General features: G+C 60.9%; 13 protein-coding genes. 5 read left to right on the forward strand and 8 right to left on the reverse strand.

Features of this window, described 5'->3' with window-relative positions; translation table 11 throughout:
* Positions 1–45 precede the first annotated feature (45 nt).
* The 4 genes from L8V01_RS06470 to L8V01_RS06485 all read left to right on the forward strand — a co-directional run bounded on the left by L8V01_RS06470 (position 46) and on the right by L8V01_RS06485 (position 4,841).
* Positions 46–807: a LamB/YcsF family protein gene (locus L8V01_RS06470; protein WP_269946306.1), complete on the forward strand. Its 762-nt coding sequence runs from the start codon at positions 46–48 to the stop codon at positions 805–807.
* Positions 807–2,381, forward strand: a complete 1,575-nt coding sequence (locus L8V01_RS06475) for a 5-oxoprolinase subunit B/C family protein (protein WP_269946307.1) — start codon at positions 807–809, stop codon at positions 2,379–2,381. The genes L8V01_RS06470 and L8V01_RS06475 overlap by 1 nt, the downstream gene beginning before the upstream one ends.
* Positions 2,371–4,152 carry an acetyl/propionyl/methylcrotonyl-CoA carboxylase subunit alpha gene (locus tag L8V01_RS06480; RefSeq protein WP_269946308.1) on the forward strand — a complete coding sequence of 594 codons (1,782 nt, stop codon included), beginning with the start codon at positions 2,371–2,373 and terminating at the stop codon, positions 4,150–4,152. The genes L8V01_RS06475 and L8V01_RS06480 overlap by 11 nt, the downstream gene beginning before the upstream one ends.
* 68 nt (positions 4,153–4,220) lie before the next feature.
* Positions 4,221–4,841: a GntR family transcriptional regulator gene (locus tag L8V01_RS06485; protein WP_269946309.1), complete on the forward strand. Its 621-nt coding sequence runs from the start codon at positions 4,221–4,223 to the stop codon at positions 4,839–4,841.
* Here the strand turns inward: L8V01_RS06485 and L8V01_RS06490 are convergent.
* The 3 genes from L8V01_RS06490 to L8V01_RS06500 form a co-directional block, all read right to left on the reverse strand.
* The gene (locus tag L8V01_RS06490) at positions 4,838–5,617 is read right to left on the reverse strand and encodes a putative hydro-lyase (RefSeq protein ID WP_394371643.1); all 780 of its coding nucleotides are present in this window, start codon (positions 5,615–5,617) and stop codon (positions 4,838–4,840) included. The two genes, L8V01_RS06485 and L8V01_RS06490, sit on opposite strands and share 4 nt — an antisense overlap.
* The gene (locus L8V01_RS06495; protein WP_269946467.1) at positions 5,608–6,771 is read right to left on the reverse strand and encodes an NRAMP family divalent metal transporter; all 1,164 of its coding nucleotides are present in this window, start codon (positions 6,769–6,771) and stop codon (positions 5,608–5,610) included. Before L8V01_RS06495 ends, L8V01_RS06490 begins: the two co-directional genes overlap by 10 nt.
* Positions 6,772–6,959: 188 nt before the next feature.
* The gene (locus tag L8V01_RS06500) at positions 6,960–7,493 is read right to left on the reverse strand and encodes an endonuclease domain-containing protein (protein ID WP_269946311.1); all 534 of its coding nucleotides are present in this window, start codon (positions 7,491–7,493) and stop codon (positions 6,960–6,962) included.
* Positions 7,494–8,113: 620 nt separating this feature from the next.
* Between L8V01_RS06500 and L8V01_RS06505 the strand changes: the two genes are divergently transcribed.
* The gene (locus L8V01_RS06505; RefSeq protein ID WP_269946312.1) at positions 8,114–9,157 is read left to right on the forward strand and encodes an RNase H family protein; all 1,044 of its coding nucleotides are present in this window, start codon (positions 8,114–8,116) and stop codon (positions 9,155–9,157) included.
* A gap of 171 nt (positions 9,158–9,328) precedes the next feature.
* Here the strand turns inward: L8V01_RS06505 and galK are convergent, their stop codons facing one another.
* From galK to L8V01_RS06530, 5 genes are read right to left on the reverse strand one after another with little or no spacing between them, the layout of a single operon-like run.
* Positions 9,329–10,528 (reverse strand): galactokinase, encoded by a 1,200-nt coding sequence (galK, locus tag L8V01_RS06510; RefSeq protein ID WP_269946313.1) that lies wholly within the window; start codon positions 10,526–10,528, stop codon positions 9,329–9,331.
* Positions 10,521–11,615: a galactose-1-phosphate uridylyltransferase gene (gene galT / locus L8V01_RS06515; protein ID WP_269946314.1), complete on the reverse strand. Its 1,095-nt coding sequence runs from the start codon at positions 11,613–11,615 to the stop codon at positions 10,521–10,523. The genes galK and galT overlap by 8 nt, the downstream gene beginning before the upstream one ends.
* Positions 11,615–11,857, reverse strand: coding sequence for a cell wall anchor protein (locus tag L8V01_RS06520; protein ID WP_269946315.1), 243 nt, complete (start codon positions 11,855–11,857; stop codon positions 11,615–11,617). Before L8V01_RS06520 ends, galT begins: the two co-directional genes overlap by 1 nt.
* Positions 11,858–11,867: 10 nt before the next feature.
* Positions 11,868–13,517, reverse strand: coding sequence for a sodium:solute symporter family protein (locus tag L8V01_RS06525; protein ID WP_269946316.1), 1,650 nt, complete (start codon positions 13,515–13,517; stop codon positions 11,868–11,870).
* A gap of 11 nt (positions 13,518–13,528) precedes the next feature.
* Positions 13,529–14,428 (reverse strand): aldose epimerase family protein, encoded by a 900-nt coding sequence (locus L8V01_RS06530; RefSeq protein ID WP_269946317.1) that lies wholly within the window; start codon positions 14,426–14,428, stop codon positions 13,529–13,531.
* Positions 14,429–14,607 lie beyond the last annotated feature (179 nt).

Raw genomic sequence — 14,607 nt, forward strand, 5'->3', positions numbered from 1 at the left:
TTGAGGGCATTCGAATTGTTCAACAATCTTAAAGGACGGTGTTGAATGTCCTCGCTCCATATTGATTTGAACGCGGACTTGGGAGAGACGACTACGGGCAATCCGGTCGCAGATGACGCAGCAATGCTGGAAATGGTGTCCTCGGCAAACGTGGCTACCGGCTTCCACGCAGGCGATCCCCACTCCATTGCTGGCACGCTTAAAGCGGCCGCGGAGGCAGGCGTGACCGTGGGCGCACATGTGGGTTATAACGACGCCGCAGGATTCGGCCGCCGCTTTATCGATTACAACCCGGACGAACTCGCTGACGAGGTGACCTACCAAATTGGCGCGCTCGACGCTTTGGCTCGCGCCAATGGCACCAAGGTCGCCTATGTAAAACCGCACGGTGCAATGTACAACGCAATTGTAAAGGATAAGGCGCAGGCAGAGGGCGTCATCAAGGGCATTAAGGCCTTTGGGGACTTGCCGGTGATGTTGCTGCCTGGGGGCGTTGCGGTGGACGTCGCTAAGCACAGCGGGCTTACCGTCATCCGTGAGGCCTTTGCGGACCGCAATTACAACCCCGATGGCACGCTAGTCTCACGCAAGGAGGCCAATGCGGTTCTAGGCAGCGCTGATGAGGTGGTGCAGCGAGTACTGGAGGTAGCACAGACCGGTTCGATTACGGCCGTAGATGGAACAAAGCTCGAAGTAGATGCGCAATCCGTATGCACCCACGGTGATTCGCCCGGCGCGGTGAAACTGCTGCGCGGCGTGGTGGAGCGCCTGCGCGCAGAAGGCATCGAGATTCGGAGCTTTATCTAATGCACATCAACTTTGTGGGCACGCGCGCGTTGCTGATTGACTTGGATGGATTAAACCAAGTCATGGACTGGCACGCAGCGCTTTCTGCCAAGCCATTGAAGAATCAGGTGGACTGCATCGCGGCCGCCACCACCTTGCTGCTGACCTTTGAAGCGCCCGATTCGGCCCGCGATGCGGCAGAATTTTTGCACGACTTCTCCCCTGCCACCGCGACGGCTGCGGAGGCGCGCACGGTAGAAATCGATGTGCTCTATGACGGCGAGGATGTGGACGAGGCTGCAGATCTGCTTGGCCTCTCGCGCGAGGCACTCATTAGCTGGCATACCTCCACCGAGTGGACAGCAGCGTTCGGTGGCTTTGCCCCAGGCTTTACCTACTGCGCGCCTTCGGATCCCGCCCATGCCCGCGCCGTACCGCGCCGCTCCAGCCCCCGCACCGCGGTGCCGGCCGGTGCTGTGGGCATTGCAGGTGAGTTTTCTGCCGTCTACCCACGTGTTTCCCCAGGCGGCTGGCAGCTGCTGGGCACCACCAATACGCCGATGTGGGATTCCAATGCCAACCCGCCGGCTTTGGTGCAGCCCGGTGACCGCGTGCGCTACCGCAGCGTGGATAAGCTGCCGGATCTAGTGGATCATTCTGCCCGATCGAAGCGCTCTCCTGCGCGGCTTCCTCGCATGGAGGTTATCGACGCCGGCTTGCTCACCCTCTATCAAGACTTGGGCCGCCCAGGCGTGGGCGACCTCGGCGTAACCCCGTCCGGTGCCGCCGACCGCGCAGCCGCCGCTACCGCCAATGTGGCCGTGGGCAACCCGCGCGGGGCAACGGTGCTGGAAAATATTGGCGGCATCAAGCTCCACGCGCTCACCGATACCGTCATTTGCGTCACCGGCGCGACCGCCCGTGTGTGCCTAGGCGAAATGCCGGTCCACCTCGCCCGCCCCGTGCTTGTCACGGCTGGGCAAACCGTCACGGTAGATCCTGCGACGGTAGGCATGCGCAATTACGTGGCCATCCGCGGCGGCATTATCGCCGAATCCGAACTCGGTTCGGCCGCCACCGACGTCCTTTCCGGCTTAGGCCCAGACCCAGTCACTACCGGCGATGTCATCGGCGTCCTACCGCGCTCCACCGGCATGACCGACGCCCAGCTGTCTAACCCACTGCGCGTTTCTGAAAGCTCCGATGGGAAAACCCGCGCCACCCTGCGCTGCGTGCTCGGCCCCCGCGACAACTGGTTTGGCGATAATGTCTCCGCCTTCCTGGATACCGAGTGGACCGTCACCTCGGATTCCAACCGCGTGGGCCTGCGCCTCGATAGCGAAGAGCCGATTGAGCGCGTTAAAGACGGCGAGCTTCCCTCCGAGGGTATGGTCGCCGGCTCCATCCAAATCCCACCCAATGGCAAGCCCGTGGTCTTCCTGCGCGATCATGCCGTGACCGGCGGCTACCCCGTTATCGCCACCGTCTTGGAAGAAGATATTGATATTGCCGCGCAGCTGCCACCCGGCGCACGCGTGAATTTTGAACTCGTAGCACCCCAAGCCTTAAACACTGGAGAACAGAATGCAGATTAAAACCGTCCTCATTGCTAACCGCGGCGAGATTGCCGTGCGTATCGCCCGCGTCGCTCGTGACCTAGGCATTAAGTCCATCGCCATTTACTCCGAAGCGGACGCTGGTGCCCTGCACACCCAGGTAGCGGACGAATCCTACGCCCTGCCAGGAAATACCGCGGCCGATACTTATATGAACGTGCCCGCGCTGCTCGATATTGCCGTGCGCGCCGGCGCCGATGCCATCCACCCAGGCTATGGCTTCTTGTCAGAGAACGCCGGCTTTGCCCGCACAGTTACTGAGGCCGGCATGATCTGGATCGGCCCTTCACCAGAGTCCATCGAGCTGCTCGGCGATAAAATCGCGGCGCGCCGCGTGGCCGAAGAGGTTGGCGCGCCGCTGGCACCGGGTACCTCCGATCCCATCGATGACTGGCAGGAGGCCCGCGCCTTCGCCGAAGAGCACGGCCTGCCCATCGCCATTAAAGCCGCTTACGGCGGTGGCGGACGCGGCCTGAAGGTCGTGGACAATATGGAAGAGATTGAGGGCGCGTTCAACTCCGCCGGCCGCGAGGCCATGGAAGCGTTCGGCCGCGCCGAGTGCTACGTGGAGAAGTTCCTCACCCACCCGCGCCATGTCGAGGCCCAGGTATTGGCCGATACGCACGGCAATGTGCGCGTGCTCGGCACCCGCGATTGCTCCACGCAACGCCGCTTTCAAAAGCTCATCGAGGAGGCTCCGGCGCCCGCGCTTTCCGACGCCCAACGCAACGGCATCATCGAAGGTGCCCGCTCCATTTGTTCCAAGGTGGGCTACACCGGCGCCGGCACCGTGGAGTACATCGTCTCCGAAGACGGCACCATTTCCTTCCTTGAGGTCAATACCCGCGTTCAGGTCGAGCACCCTGTCACCGAGGTAGTAACCGGCACCGATATCATCGCCGAACAGTTCCGCATCGCGGCCGGCGAGCCGCTGTCCTTCGAGGAAGATCCGCAGTCTCACGGCCATGCTTTTGAGTTCCGCATCAATGCCGAGGACATCCTCAATGGCTTTGCGCCGTGCCCCGGCACCATTGTCTCCTTCGAGCCGCCCACGGGCCCGGGCATCCGCGTTGATTCCGCGGTGCGCTCCGGCTCGATCATCCCGCCGTATTATGACTCCCTGATTGCCAAGCTCGTGGTGTGGGGCCCAACCCGCGAGATCGCTCTGGCTCGCGCCCGCTTTGCCCTGCGCGAGTTCACCGTTACCGGCGTGCGCACCGTGCTGCCGTTCCACCGCGACATGATGGATGAGCCCGCACTCATCGGCACTGCCGCACCGGCCGAGGACACCGCTGCTGCTGGTGCCTCCGAAATCGGTGTTTTCACTGACTGGGTTGATCACAACTATCGTCCGTCCGCTACTAACCAGGTGGAAAAGGTAGAAGCCATCTATACCCAGCGCCGCAATGTGGCGGTGGAAATCGACGGCAAGTTGGTCAACGTCGGCGTCCCCGTCGACTTCCTCGCCGCACCGGGCGCCGGCGCAGCCGGTGGCTCCGCGTCCACCGCACCATCTTCGGCCGGCGCACAGTCTACCGATGACAACGCGGTCACCTCCCCGTTCGAGGCCAACCTCGTTGCCTGGAACGTCGCGGATGGTGACACCGTGGCCGAGGGCGATGCCATCGCCACCGTCGAGGCCATGAAGATGGAATCAGCCATCAAGGCTCCGCGCGGCGGCACCATCAAGCTCTTGGCCGCCGAGGGCGACCGTTTGGATTCCTCGAAGGTCATCGCGACCATCGATTAGCGCTCGCGTCCGTCGTTATGCATCTCATTCCACTGTGAGGTGCATAACTTTTTAGTACAGTTGTGGTCATGCTTTCCCAGTCTGTCGCCTCCGAGTTGCGCGAGGCCATCTCCGCCGGCGAATTTCAGCCCGGCGAGCAGCTCAGCGAGGTCAAGGCAGCCGAACGCTTCAATTGCTCGCGCAATACCCTCCGCGAGTCCTTCACCAGGCTTGCCGCGGAACGCATTGTGGAACGCATCCCTAACCGGGGTGTTTTCCTCGCGACGCCCGATGCAGACTATATCCGCGACCTCTTCGCCGCCCGCGCGGCAATCGAGCCTGCCGCGGTACGCTGGGGCGAGTTTGCTGACGCCCCCTCGCTCGTCGCCCTTACCTCCTCCGCCTTTGATTACGCTGCGCGCGGCGAGCACAACGAAGTCTCCTCCATTAACCAGCAATTTCACCGGAAATTGGTGGCCTCGCTGGGCTCGCCCACCCTTAATGAGCAGATGGATAATCTACTCGCCCGCATGCGGCTAACCTTCCTGCTGGCCATACCGCGCTACCCGCAGCTACACGCGGACCATATCCAAGGCAATATCACCTTGGCCACGCTTATCGCGGATGGAAAACGCCAAGAGGCCGCCACACTTTCGCATGACAGCCTGATGAATACCTGCGAGAAAATCCTCGCCGTGCTGGATGATTAAGGAATCAAGAACTCTTGATCTCGAGCATTGGTGACTAACATCTGGCCCGGCGCTTGAGTGATAGCAAGACGCGGCTTGGATTCCATCACGATGGCTTGCGGGGTGACTCCGCAGGCCCAAAAGACGGGCAGGCAGCCCTCTGGTATTTCTATCGGATCTCCAAAGTCTGGTCGCGAAAGATCCGCGATGCCGATGGCTGCTGGATCACCCACGTGAACCGGAGCGCCGTGAACCGAGGGATAACGGGAGGTAATGCGCACAGCATCGGAGACCTGCGTGGCCGGAATAGGGCGCATGGAGACCACCATCGGCCCAGAAAAGACCCCAGCCGAAGTGGTTGGAATCGAGGTCTTAAACATCGGCACGTTGCGCTGCTGAGCAATGTGCGCAACCTCAATGCCGTTGTCCTGCAGCGCGGTTTCAAAGGTAAATGAGCAACCAATAAGGAAGCTGACCATGTCCGGGGTGTAGTACGAGGTGGCGTCGGCAAGCGTGGCTGTGTGCTCACCGTTTTCAAACACCCGGTAGGCCGGAATATCGGTGCGTATATCCCCTCCCGGTAAAAGCTCTGAGGTGTACTGCCCAGCCTCCAGCACTCCCACTATCGGGCACGGCTTGGGGTTGCGCTGAGCAAAAAGCAAGAAATCAAAGGCGTATTCTTGCGGTACGGCCAGCAAATTAGCCTGCATAAAGCCGCGCGCATGCCCAGCGGTAGTGGCCATCTCATGGACGCGTGCATACTCGCGCACCTGCTCCGGAGTCTGCATTAAGCCCATAGTTCCGTAATGCCGGCAAAGGCCTTGAAGCCGATGAAAATGGTCAACACCCATGCCAAGGCACCAACGACTAGGAGCCACTTTGGGTACTTATATCCGTGCAGCAGGTCACGGCGGCGCCAGGCCACCCACATCACTAGGGCGAAGCCGATGGGCAGGATAAGGCCATTGATGGCACCGGCGAAGATAAGCAACTTCTGTGGGGCGGAATGGATGGCCACGAAGACCACCGTACACACCACAATGAAGATGATGGTGAGGATATTGCGGGTGCGCGTCGAGGTTTCCTGGGAGGTCACGAAGGACACCGAGGTATATGCCGCGCCGATGACCGAAGACAAACCGGCCGCAAAGAGGACAACGCCGAAGGCGCGCAGGCCGAACTCGCCGGCGGCATTGTAGAAGGCATCTGCCGCGGTGTTGTCATCCGAAAGTGCTACACCGGTGGCAACCACACCGAGGACCGCCAAGAAGAGGAGCATGCGCATGATGCCGGTGACCACGATGCCGCTCACCGAGGTATAGGTAATGTTCTTGACGTTTTCCACGCCAGTGTGACCAGAATCGATAAGGCGGTGCGCACCAGCGAAGGTAATATAGCCACCCACGGTGCCGCCGATGATGGTGGTAATGACGAAGAAGTCGATCTCGCCCGGCGCGACGGTGTTCTTCAGCGCGTCTCCCACTGGAGGCTGGCTGACCACCGCGACGTAGAGCATAAGCAGGATCATGACCGCGCCCAGTACCGCAACGAGGCGGTCGAGGGCCATGCCCGCCTTGCGGGATAAGAAGATAAAGACGGCGATCGCCGCGGCGATGACGCCGCCGATTCGCGAGTCGATACCCAGCATGGCGTTGATGCCTAGGCCCGAGCCGGCGATATTGCCAATATTGAACACCGCGCCTCCGATAAACACGAATACGGCGAGAACCCAGCCCAGGCCAGGAAGCACGGTATTGCCCAAGGTATTTGCCCGCATGCCAGTCACACACAGCACACGCCACACGTTGAGCTGGATAGCGATATCAACAAGGATAGAAAGCATAATCGCGAAAGCGAAGGATGCTCCCATCTGCACGGTAAAGACCGAGGTCTGGGTCAAAAATCCTGGACCGATGGCGGAGGTTGCCATAAGGAACATGGCACCGGCCATGGCGCCGAGGCCCTTCGGCGGGGTCTTTTCCTCCGCCTGCGCCGGGGTGGCGTTTACTGTCTCAGCACTCACTAGATTTCACCTTTCGTGATGCAGGTCGCACTAAATTTGTGATGCGCATCATCTTAGGGGCTGCTATGCCTGTTGTTCAACAACATTTATGCGCTGTGGGGTGGCGCGGGGGTGATCTAGGCAACGTTTCCCATTCGTTTTCCCAGGTGGCTGGCGATTATCCGTAATACCTCGTCCGGCGCTTTCAAATCGCTGGGGCCAAAGCGCAGCACCACATATCCGCGGTTTTCTAGCGCTCGCTGCCTCTTTATCTGCCGCTTGATCACGTGGGCGGGTGCCTCGCCATAGGTACCGTCATACTTGGCATCGCCATCGACCTCGAGCACCAGCCAGCCATCGAGACAGAGATCCGCCCGATATTTCCCGAGCAGCGGTTTCTGCGGCTCAATCTTCACCTGCGAGAAACGCTCAATAATGAGGGCCCGCAGATTAGACTCATAGGGCGATTCCGATCCGCCATACGCGTGCTCAATAACCTTACGCATGGTTGCTTGTCCCCTAGTACGCTGCATCTTTGCTAGTTCTTCGCGCAGGTCATATGTGGTGACGTCGTGTCGCCTGAGGGCAGAATCGGTAGCTACCAGGCCATCTGGGAAGCCGTGTAGCCGAGCGATTTCGAGGCAGGTGCGGGCGGGATTCGTGGCGCGCACACCCGCTATCGTCACCGTGGATTTCTGGAGGGACTTTATCCGGCGGTACCGGTAGCCCTTCGCGGTGAGCCTGCGAGGGGGAATGCTTCCCGAAGGCACCGCTAGCTCCACCTCCTCCCCTTCCCTGGAAATTACCCACATTCCCCACAGCCGCGCGGCCGATTTGCTGATGAGGACGGCGCGGTGGGTACCCCGCCCGGCAGCTACTACTCTGGCGAATTGTTGTTTGTGGCGCACCCATTGCCTCCAGGTGGCCGTGGGAACGGCGATCCAGGGCGCTATCCGGGTGAGCTCACCGCACTGGAGGGCTAAATGATGCGGACTTTCAGCTCCGGCGTAACGAAGGTTTATAAAGTGATCTGTAATCATGGTTTCATCTTCGCGGCTGGCGGGGCGGGGCGCGCGTCATAAGGCTCAAGAAGGTGGATTTCCGAGGACCTTGAGTGGGGGTTAGAACATTAGGTCCAAGGAGATCGGGCCGAATTGAGGGCATTGGGACTGATTTGAGGGCGGGTTGTGCTCAGATCAGCTCGATCACCTTCGACCTAAGGTGAAGCAGTTCAGAGCAGGGGTGTAGGGGATAATTCAGCAGCGCGGTTAACCGTGCTTTACTAGAGATAATGGAACCCATCGAGCTCTCAGAACTAACCGGTACGCAATCGCGCACCTACGGCACCCGCAAGATCACCTCGGACATGGTCTCGGCACCAATCCATGTTGCGGTCGCGCTCTGGGACGAGCGCTGGGATTCCGCCCCCAACGGCACCATCGAAGGTTGGGTCATAGCAGTCAATACTAAGCAGACGCGTTTTGTGCGCCGCGGCCAAACGAAGAAGGGCAATATCGTCGATATCGTCGTGCGCGAGGTCAAACGCGCGCTCAAAGGACTCGACGGACGGGTGTGGATTGTCACTGGTCGCAGGCAGAATGCGTTGCGAGCGGCACTCACGGCCGACGGTTTCACGGTGACGGGTAGCTTTGCGGGAGAAAATCGGGCTTCGAAGAGCGCGAGCTCTGTGCGCCGAAAACAAGCCGGCCTCACCGCGCGGAAGGCGCGCAAGATGGGTGAGGCGCCGAAAAAGAAGCAAGCGGCACCGGTAGAAACGACGAAAGCACACTGGTGGCCGAACTTCTCGCGCGCCTCCTCGTGGTCCGAGGGCGAAGTGGTACGCATAGCCACCGATGCTTCCTCGGATACCGTATTCAAGGGATCGATGTGCTTTGTTGCGGGTAACGGCGACTACCGATTACGAACTCGAGAAACCAAGGCGAGCACGGATGAGCTCGAGCTCGAAGCACTGACGCTCGCGCTGAAATACTTGCTCAAGGTCGGTGCGTGCAAGGCGGTTATTGAGTCCGATTCCGTAGCCGCTTTGGAGGCGGTCGAGCAGATTGTGCATAGGCGCGGCTCTAAAGCATCGCGGCCGGGGCGCACGTGGCGAGGGGTGTCTTCAGGTGCGCGGTCGCGATTTCAGCAAGCTTGGGGCGATATCCAAGGCCAATGCGAGGTCGACATTCGACGTGTGCTCGGACATGCGGGCGATCCGCTGAATCGGGCGGCCGACCAGATTGCCTACATGGGGTTGCGCGCGATTGCGCATCCGATGAAGCAGTCTCGCGAGACGCTGCGCGAGGGGATCCGGAAAGCTCTCTCGGCCTTGTGATCCGCTCGGTGAGTTTAGGGCTGATCTGATCAGGCCGAATTGAGGGAGTTAAGGCCGATCTGAGGCGGGCCAGCCTTCAGATCAGCCTGATCAGTATGGACCTAACGACAATAGGCGCAGGGAGGGCCGCGGCTGAGCCGAGCCGAGCCGAGCTGATCCGAGCGGCGGAGCTTAAGCCAAGCGGCGGGCACCTTCGCCTGGGCGTGCCACCAAAAAGGTGGGTTCTGGGAAGCTGCGGTATGCCGCGGCATCATGAATAGCCTGTGCGGTCGACTCAACGGCGGAGCGCGGGATGAGCGCGATGACGGCGCCACCGAAGCCGCCACCAGTCATGCGGGCCCCGAGTTCGCCGGCCGCGGTGAAGGCGGAGTCGAGTTCCGGGGTCGTGACCTCATACAGGTCCCGCAGGGAGACGTGGCTTTCGCGCATGAGGCGGCGGAATTCGTCCAAGTTGGCCTTGGCTAGGGCGGTGCCGGCGGCTAAGGTGCGATTGGTCTCTTCCACCACGTGGCGCACGCGACGGCGGTAGAGTTCGGCAGCGGCGGGGTCGACCGTGGCAGCAAATGCCTCAGCATCCGGGATTTCGCGGATGGTGCTGCCGGCGGCAGACTGCACGGCGTCGATGATGCCGCGGCGGGAGGCATATTGGCCGTCGGAAAGCGTATGCGGGGCATTGGTGTCCGCGATAAGCAGCACCATGTCCTGGGCGTCGATGTTGAAGGGAACGCGCTCAACCGCACCGGTGGAAAAGTCCAAAAAGAGGGCCTTGCCTCGCTGGCCAAAGAGGCTGGCATTCTGGTCTAAGCCACCGGTAGAAGCGCCGACAACCTCGTTTTCGGCACGAATGCAGGCCTGCGCCAGCTGCGCGCGGGCGGTGTCATCGGGGGCGCGACCGTGGCAGAGCTCATACGCGGCCACGGCGGTGGAACACTCGAGCGCGGCGGAGCTAGACAGACCGGAGCCGACGGGGACATCGGAGACAATGGCGATATCAAGACCGCTGCAGGTCAACGCGTTCGCGATGGTGGCGGCCCAAACGGTGCCGGCGACGTAGCCGGACCAGTCGGAAGGGTGTCCGGGGCGGACATCGGCGAGCGGGATGGAGGCGTGGGCCACTGCGCCGTCATACTCGGAAGCAATACGGAGAAGGCCATCGGTGCGGGGCGCAACTGCGACGGCGGTATTTTGCTCCAGCGCAAAGGGAATGGAGGCACCGCCGGCGTAATCTATGTGCTCACCAATGAGGTTGACGCGGCCGGGTGCGGCCCAGACCCCGCCCGGTGCTGGGGAGTCAGGAAAGGCCACAGCGAAGAGGTCGCGGGCTGCGGCGGCAAGCTGCTCATCGCTGCGGGTGTCAATCCAGTTAAGCATCCCAGATCTCCTTAAAGCGGGCGGCGATTCGCTCCGGGGTGGTGTCATTGATCCACACCGCCTGCGAGGATTCGGAACCGGCGAGGTACTTCATGCGGCCAGGCGAGCGCATCAGCGAAAAGAGCTGCAGGTGCATGCGGATGCCAGGGCGCAGTGCTGGGTCGACCGGCGCTTGGGTCCAGCCGGCGATATACGGAGTCTTCTCCACGCCATCAAAGAACCGATCCACCGCAGAGTAAAGCTTTCTGAGCAGGGGCGCGAGGTCGGCGCGTTGGGCTCCGCTAAGCGCAGCGAAATCGGGGACCTCCTCGTTGGGCATGACCATGGCTTCCAGCGGCCATTTGGCGGCGGCGGGGACAAAGACGGTAAAGTGCTCGGTTTCGGCGATGATGCGGGTGTCGGCGGCGCGCTCGCGATCGAGGAGATCTTGGAAAAGGTCGCCGTCATAGGCGCGGGCGGAATCCACGATGGACCGCAGACGGGGCGAGAGGAATGGATAGGAATAGATCTGGCCGTGCGGGTGTTGGAGGGTCACGCCGATTTCTTCGCCGCGGTTTTCAAAGGGGAATACCTGCTGCACGCCGTCAATCTGCGATAGCGCGGCGGTGCGATGTGCCCAGGCCTCGATCACGGTGCGGATGCGGGATTCTGGCAGGTCCTTGAAGGATAGGGCTGGGTCTTCGGTAAAGCAGACCACCTCGCAGCGGGCACGCGCCGGAAGGCGCGGCACCATGCCGAGCAGGTTATCTTTCTCTGGATGCTCGATGTCCGCGGCGGTAGCAAAGGACGGGAAGCGATTTTCAAAGACCACCACGTCATAGCTGGGGCTGGGGATCTCCGTGGGCAGCTGGCCTTCGCGCGTGGGCGCAAGTGGGTTCTCGTTGGCCGGTGGCAAGAAGGTGCGGTTCATGCGGTGGGCGGCAAAGGCCACCCAATCCCCTGTCAAGGGATCCCGGCGCATTTCGGATGCGGGGGCGACGGTGGGGATATCGCGGGCGTCGATAAGCACGCGGTCAGGATGGGGTTGGTCGTCGAAGTAGAGGATTTCGCGGCCGTCGGCAAGCGTGGCGGAGGTAATCTCAACCATTAGTTTTCTCCTGGGATGGTGATGGGCTTCAGCCGTGCCCACAACACGAAGGCGGCGGCCACGGCCAGCAAAGCAAGGCTTGCCCATAGGTTATCGCTGGCATCCTTAGCCTGCCCGGTATCTGGATTAAGTCCGGGGTCGAGGAAGAAATAGCAACCGAGCAAGATAAGGCCGTAGAGGCCGAGGAGTGCGGCGATGACATTGCGCAGGTCAAATGCGCCCGCGCGCTTTTTCTCAGACATGAGGTGCTCCTTAGGCAAAGATGACGTTGAGGGCTACGGCGATGACTAGGCAGATGATGCCCAACGGGACGGTCTGCTGGTACCACGGCAAGGTCTTTTCGGTGTAGTCCTCAAAGTGGTCCTTGGGAGTCACGGAAGAGACGAAGCCGACCAGCTCGCTATCCGGCTTGGGCTGGGTAAACAGGGTGACCACGATGGAGACCACAATATCCACCACGAAGGCCACACCGGCCGCCACAAAGGCGGTGCCCTGCCCCGGCAGGTTGATCATGTCCGTAAAGGAAGCGACGTACCAAAAGGCGATGGCGGAACCAGTACCGGCCACAAGGCCGGACCAACCAGCGTGCGGGGTCATGCGCTTCCAGAACATGCCCAAAATGAAGGTGGCGAACAGTGGCGCATTAAAGAAGCCGAAGAGCGTTTGCAGGTAGTCCATGATATTGCCAAAGTTCTGCGCAAGCAGCGCGGTGAAAATGGCAATAGCGGTGGCAACAACCGTAGCGACGCGGCCGAACTTCAGGTAGTAGTCATCCTCGCGGTCCTTGACCACGTAGGTCTGCCAGATGTCATAGGAAATGACGGTATTAAAGGCCGAGATATTCGCTGCCATACCGGCCATAAAAGAAGCGAGCAATCCGGCAATCGCCACGCCCAGCAGGCCATTAGGCAGCAGGTCGCGCATCAGCAGCAAGATAGCATCGTTCGGCTCCGCGCGCTCTTCCATCAAATCGGCCACCGAAACGGAGGCGACCATGCCCGGAATGACGACAAGGAAGGGTACAAACATCTTGGGGAAGGCGCCGATGATAGGCGTCTTGCGGGCGGCCGAGATGGAATCCGAGGCCATGGCGCGCTGAACTTCCACGAAGTTGGTGGTCCAGTAACCAAAGGAAAGCACGAAGCCGAGGCCCAGCACGATGCCGATGACGGACCACACTGGGTTCTCAAACCCGGAGATGTCCGTGCCCGGCCAGGTGTGGAAGTGCGAGTCCTGGGCCACCGCGTCCTTCAGCCCGCTCCAACCGCCAACGCGGTTCAGACCAATGATGGTGAGCGGGGCGAGCGCGGCGATGATGACGAAGAATTGCAGCACCTCGTTATAAATAGCGGCCGAAAGGCCACCCAAGGTGATATAGGACAGCACGATGAGGCCGGCTACCAAGAGCGATACCCACATCTGCCAGCCCAGCAGGGCTTCCACGATGGTGGCCAGCAAATACAGGTTCACGCCGGCGATAAGCAGCTGGGCTACGGCGAAGGACACCGCGTTCACCAGGTGCGCGGCGTTGCCAAAACGCTTGCGCATAAACTCCGGCACCGAGCGCACCTTGGAGCCGTAATAAAAGGGCATCATCACAATGCCCAAGAAGACCATGGCCGGGATGGCACCAATCCAGAAGTAGTGCATGGTTTGGAAGCCATACTCCACGCCATTGGCGGACATACCGATGATTTCTACCGCGCCCAGGTTGGCCGAGACGAATGCCAGGCCGGTCACCCAGGCGGGCAATCCCCGGCCGGAGAGGAAGAAGTCGATGGAGCTAGACACTCGGGCCTTGGCGGCCCAGCCGATGCCTAGAACGAAGAGGAAATAGATGGCTACCAAGAAGTAGTCCACCCAGGAGGCATCCAGCCTCAATACGGATTCAGCAGTCTCCATGGCTGACCTTTCTAGTAATTATTCTCTGCTGCAAGGCGCAGCGTGAAAGTCTGCGGGTTCTGAGCGCTCAGGCGCACGAGGTCTTGACCGCTGCGCAGCGCATTCGGCGGCGCGCTCATGGGCTCCACGGCCAACGCCTTTCCCGGGCCGCCTGCCCGCGGGAAATCGGCCGGGGTAAACATCTGCACCCAGTTCAGGCCCTCACCCAGCTCCAGGCGCACGCCCTTTCCGCCGGCCGTATAAACGGCCTTCAGTGGGCCTTCGCCGTGGAAGCAATCGTCCCAATCCACCTCGGCGATGGGCTGGTGTGCAATGCGCACCTGCTCCGTCTTTCCGGTAGGCAGGTTGCGGGCATCTAGCAGATGGCGCTTGCCGACGTCCACGCTCAGCACCGCTTCCTCCGCCTCAGCTCCCTGCGGGGAGAGGTAGAGGTGCAGACCATAGGCGAAGGGAACCTCACCGGGCTCCGCAGTGCGGGCGGTCAGCTGGTGGTGCAAGCCTTGGTCATTGAGGGCGTAGGTGGCCTCGAGCTGTATTGCCCACGGCCAGCCTTGCCGCGGCTCGATTTCATAGGCAAGCACCACGCGGCTTTCCGTGCGTTCCTTTACGCGCCACCAGTCCACCGCGAAACCGTGGATAGCGTTTTTGCGCTCCGGCTCGTTGACCTCCAACTGGTACCCAGTCCCCTGCCATTCAAACCAGCCATCTTCGGTGCGATTGGGCCAAGGCGCCAGCACCACGCCGGCCATCAGCGGCGGCTTTCCCTCGTAGCTTTCCACCAAGGGCGCGCCGCGATAGGTCAACGCCTTGACCGCACCACCAAATAGAGCAAGCTCAGCCGCATAATCGCCGTGGCAAATGACAACGCTGGGGTATTCAGCGTCAGAACCAGCCGCTCCTCCACTGGTCATAACAAAGACCTTTCTGGCTATAACTTTCGTCGGATTTAGCCTAGGAGTACGACAAAGCAGCGGTCAATCGTTTGCATAATTACCTTTGAATACCAAGCGTTTCGTCTGCTCATCACACCCTAGTTAACCCACAGTTAACCTCTTTCGGGGCTGGGCAATAAAAAGGTTGAGCGGACCAT

Source organism: Corynebacterium curieae (genome assembly GCF_027570035.1).
In the GTDB taxonomy this organism is placed as follows: Bacteria; Actinomycetota; Actinomycetes; order Mycobacteriales; family Mycobacteriaceae; genus Corynebacterium; species Corynebacterium curieae.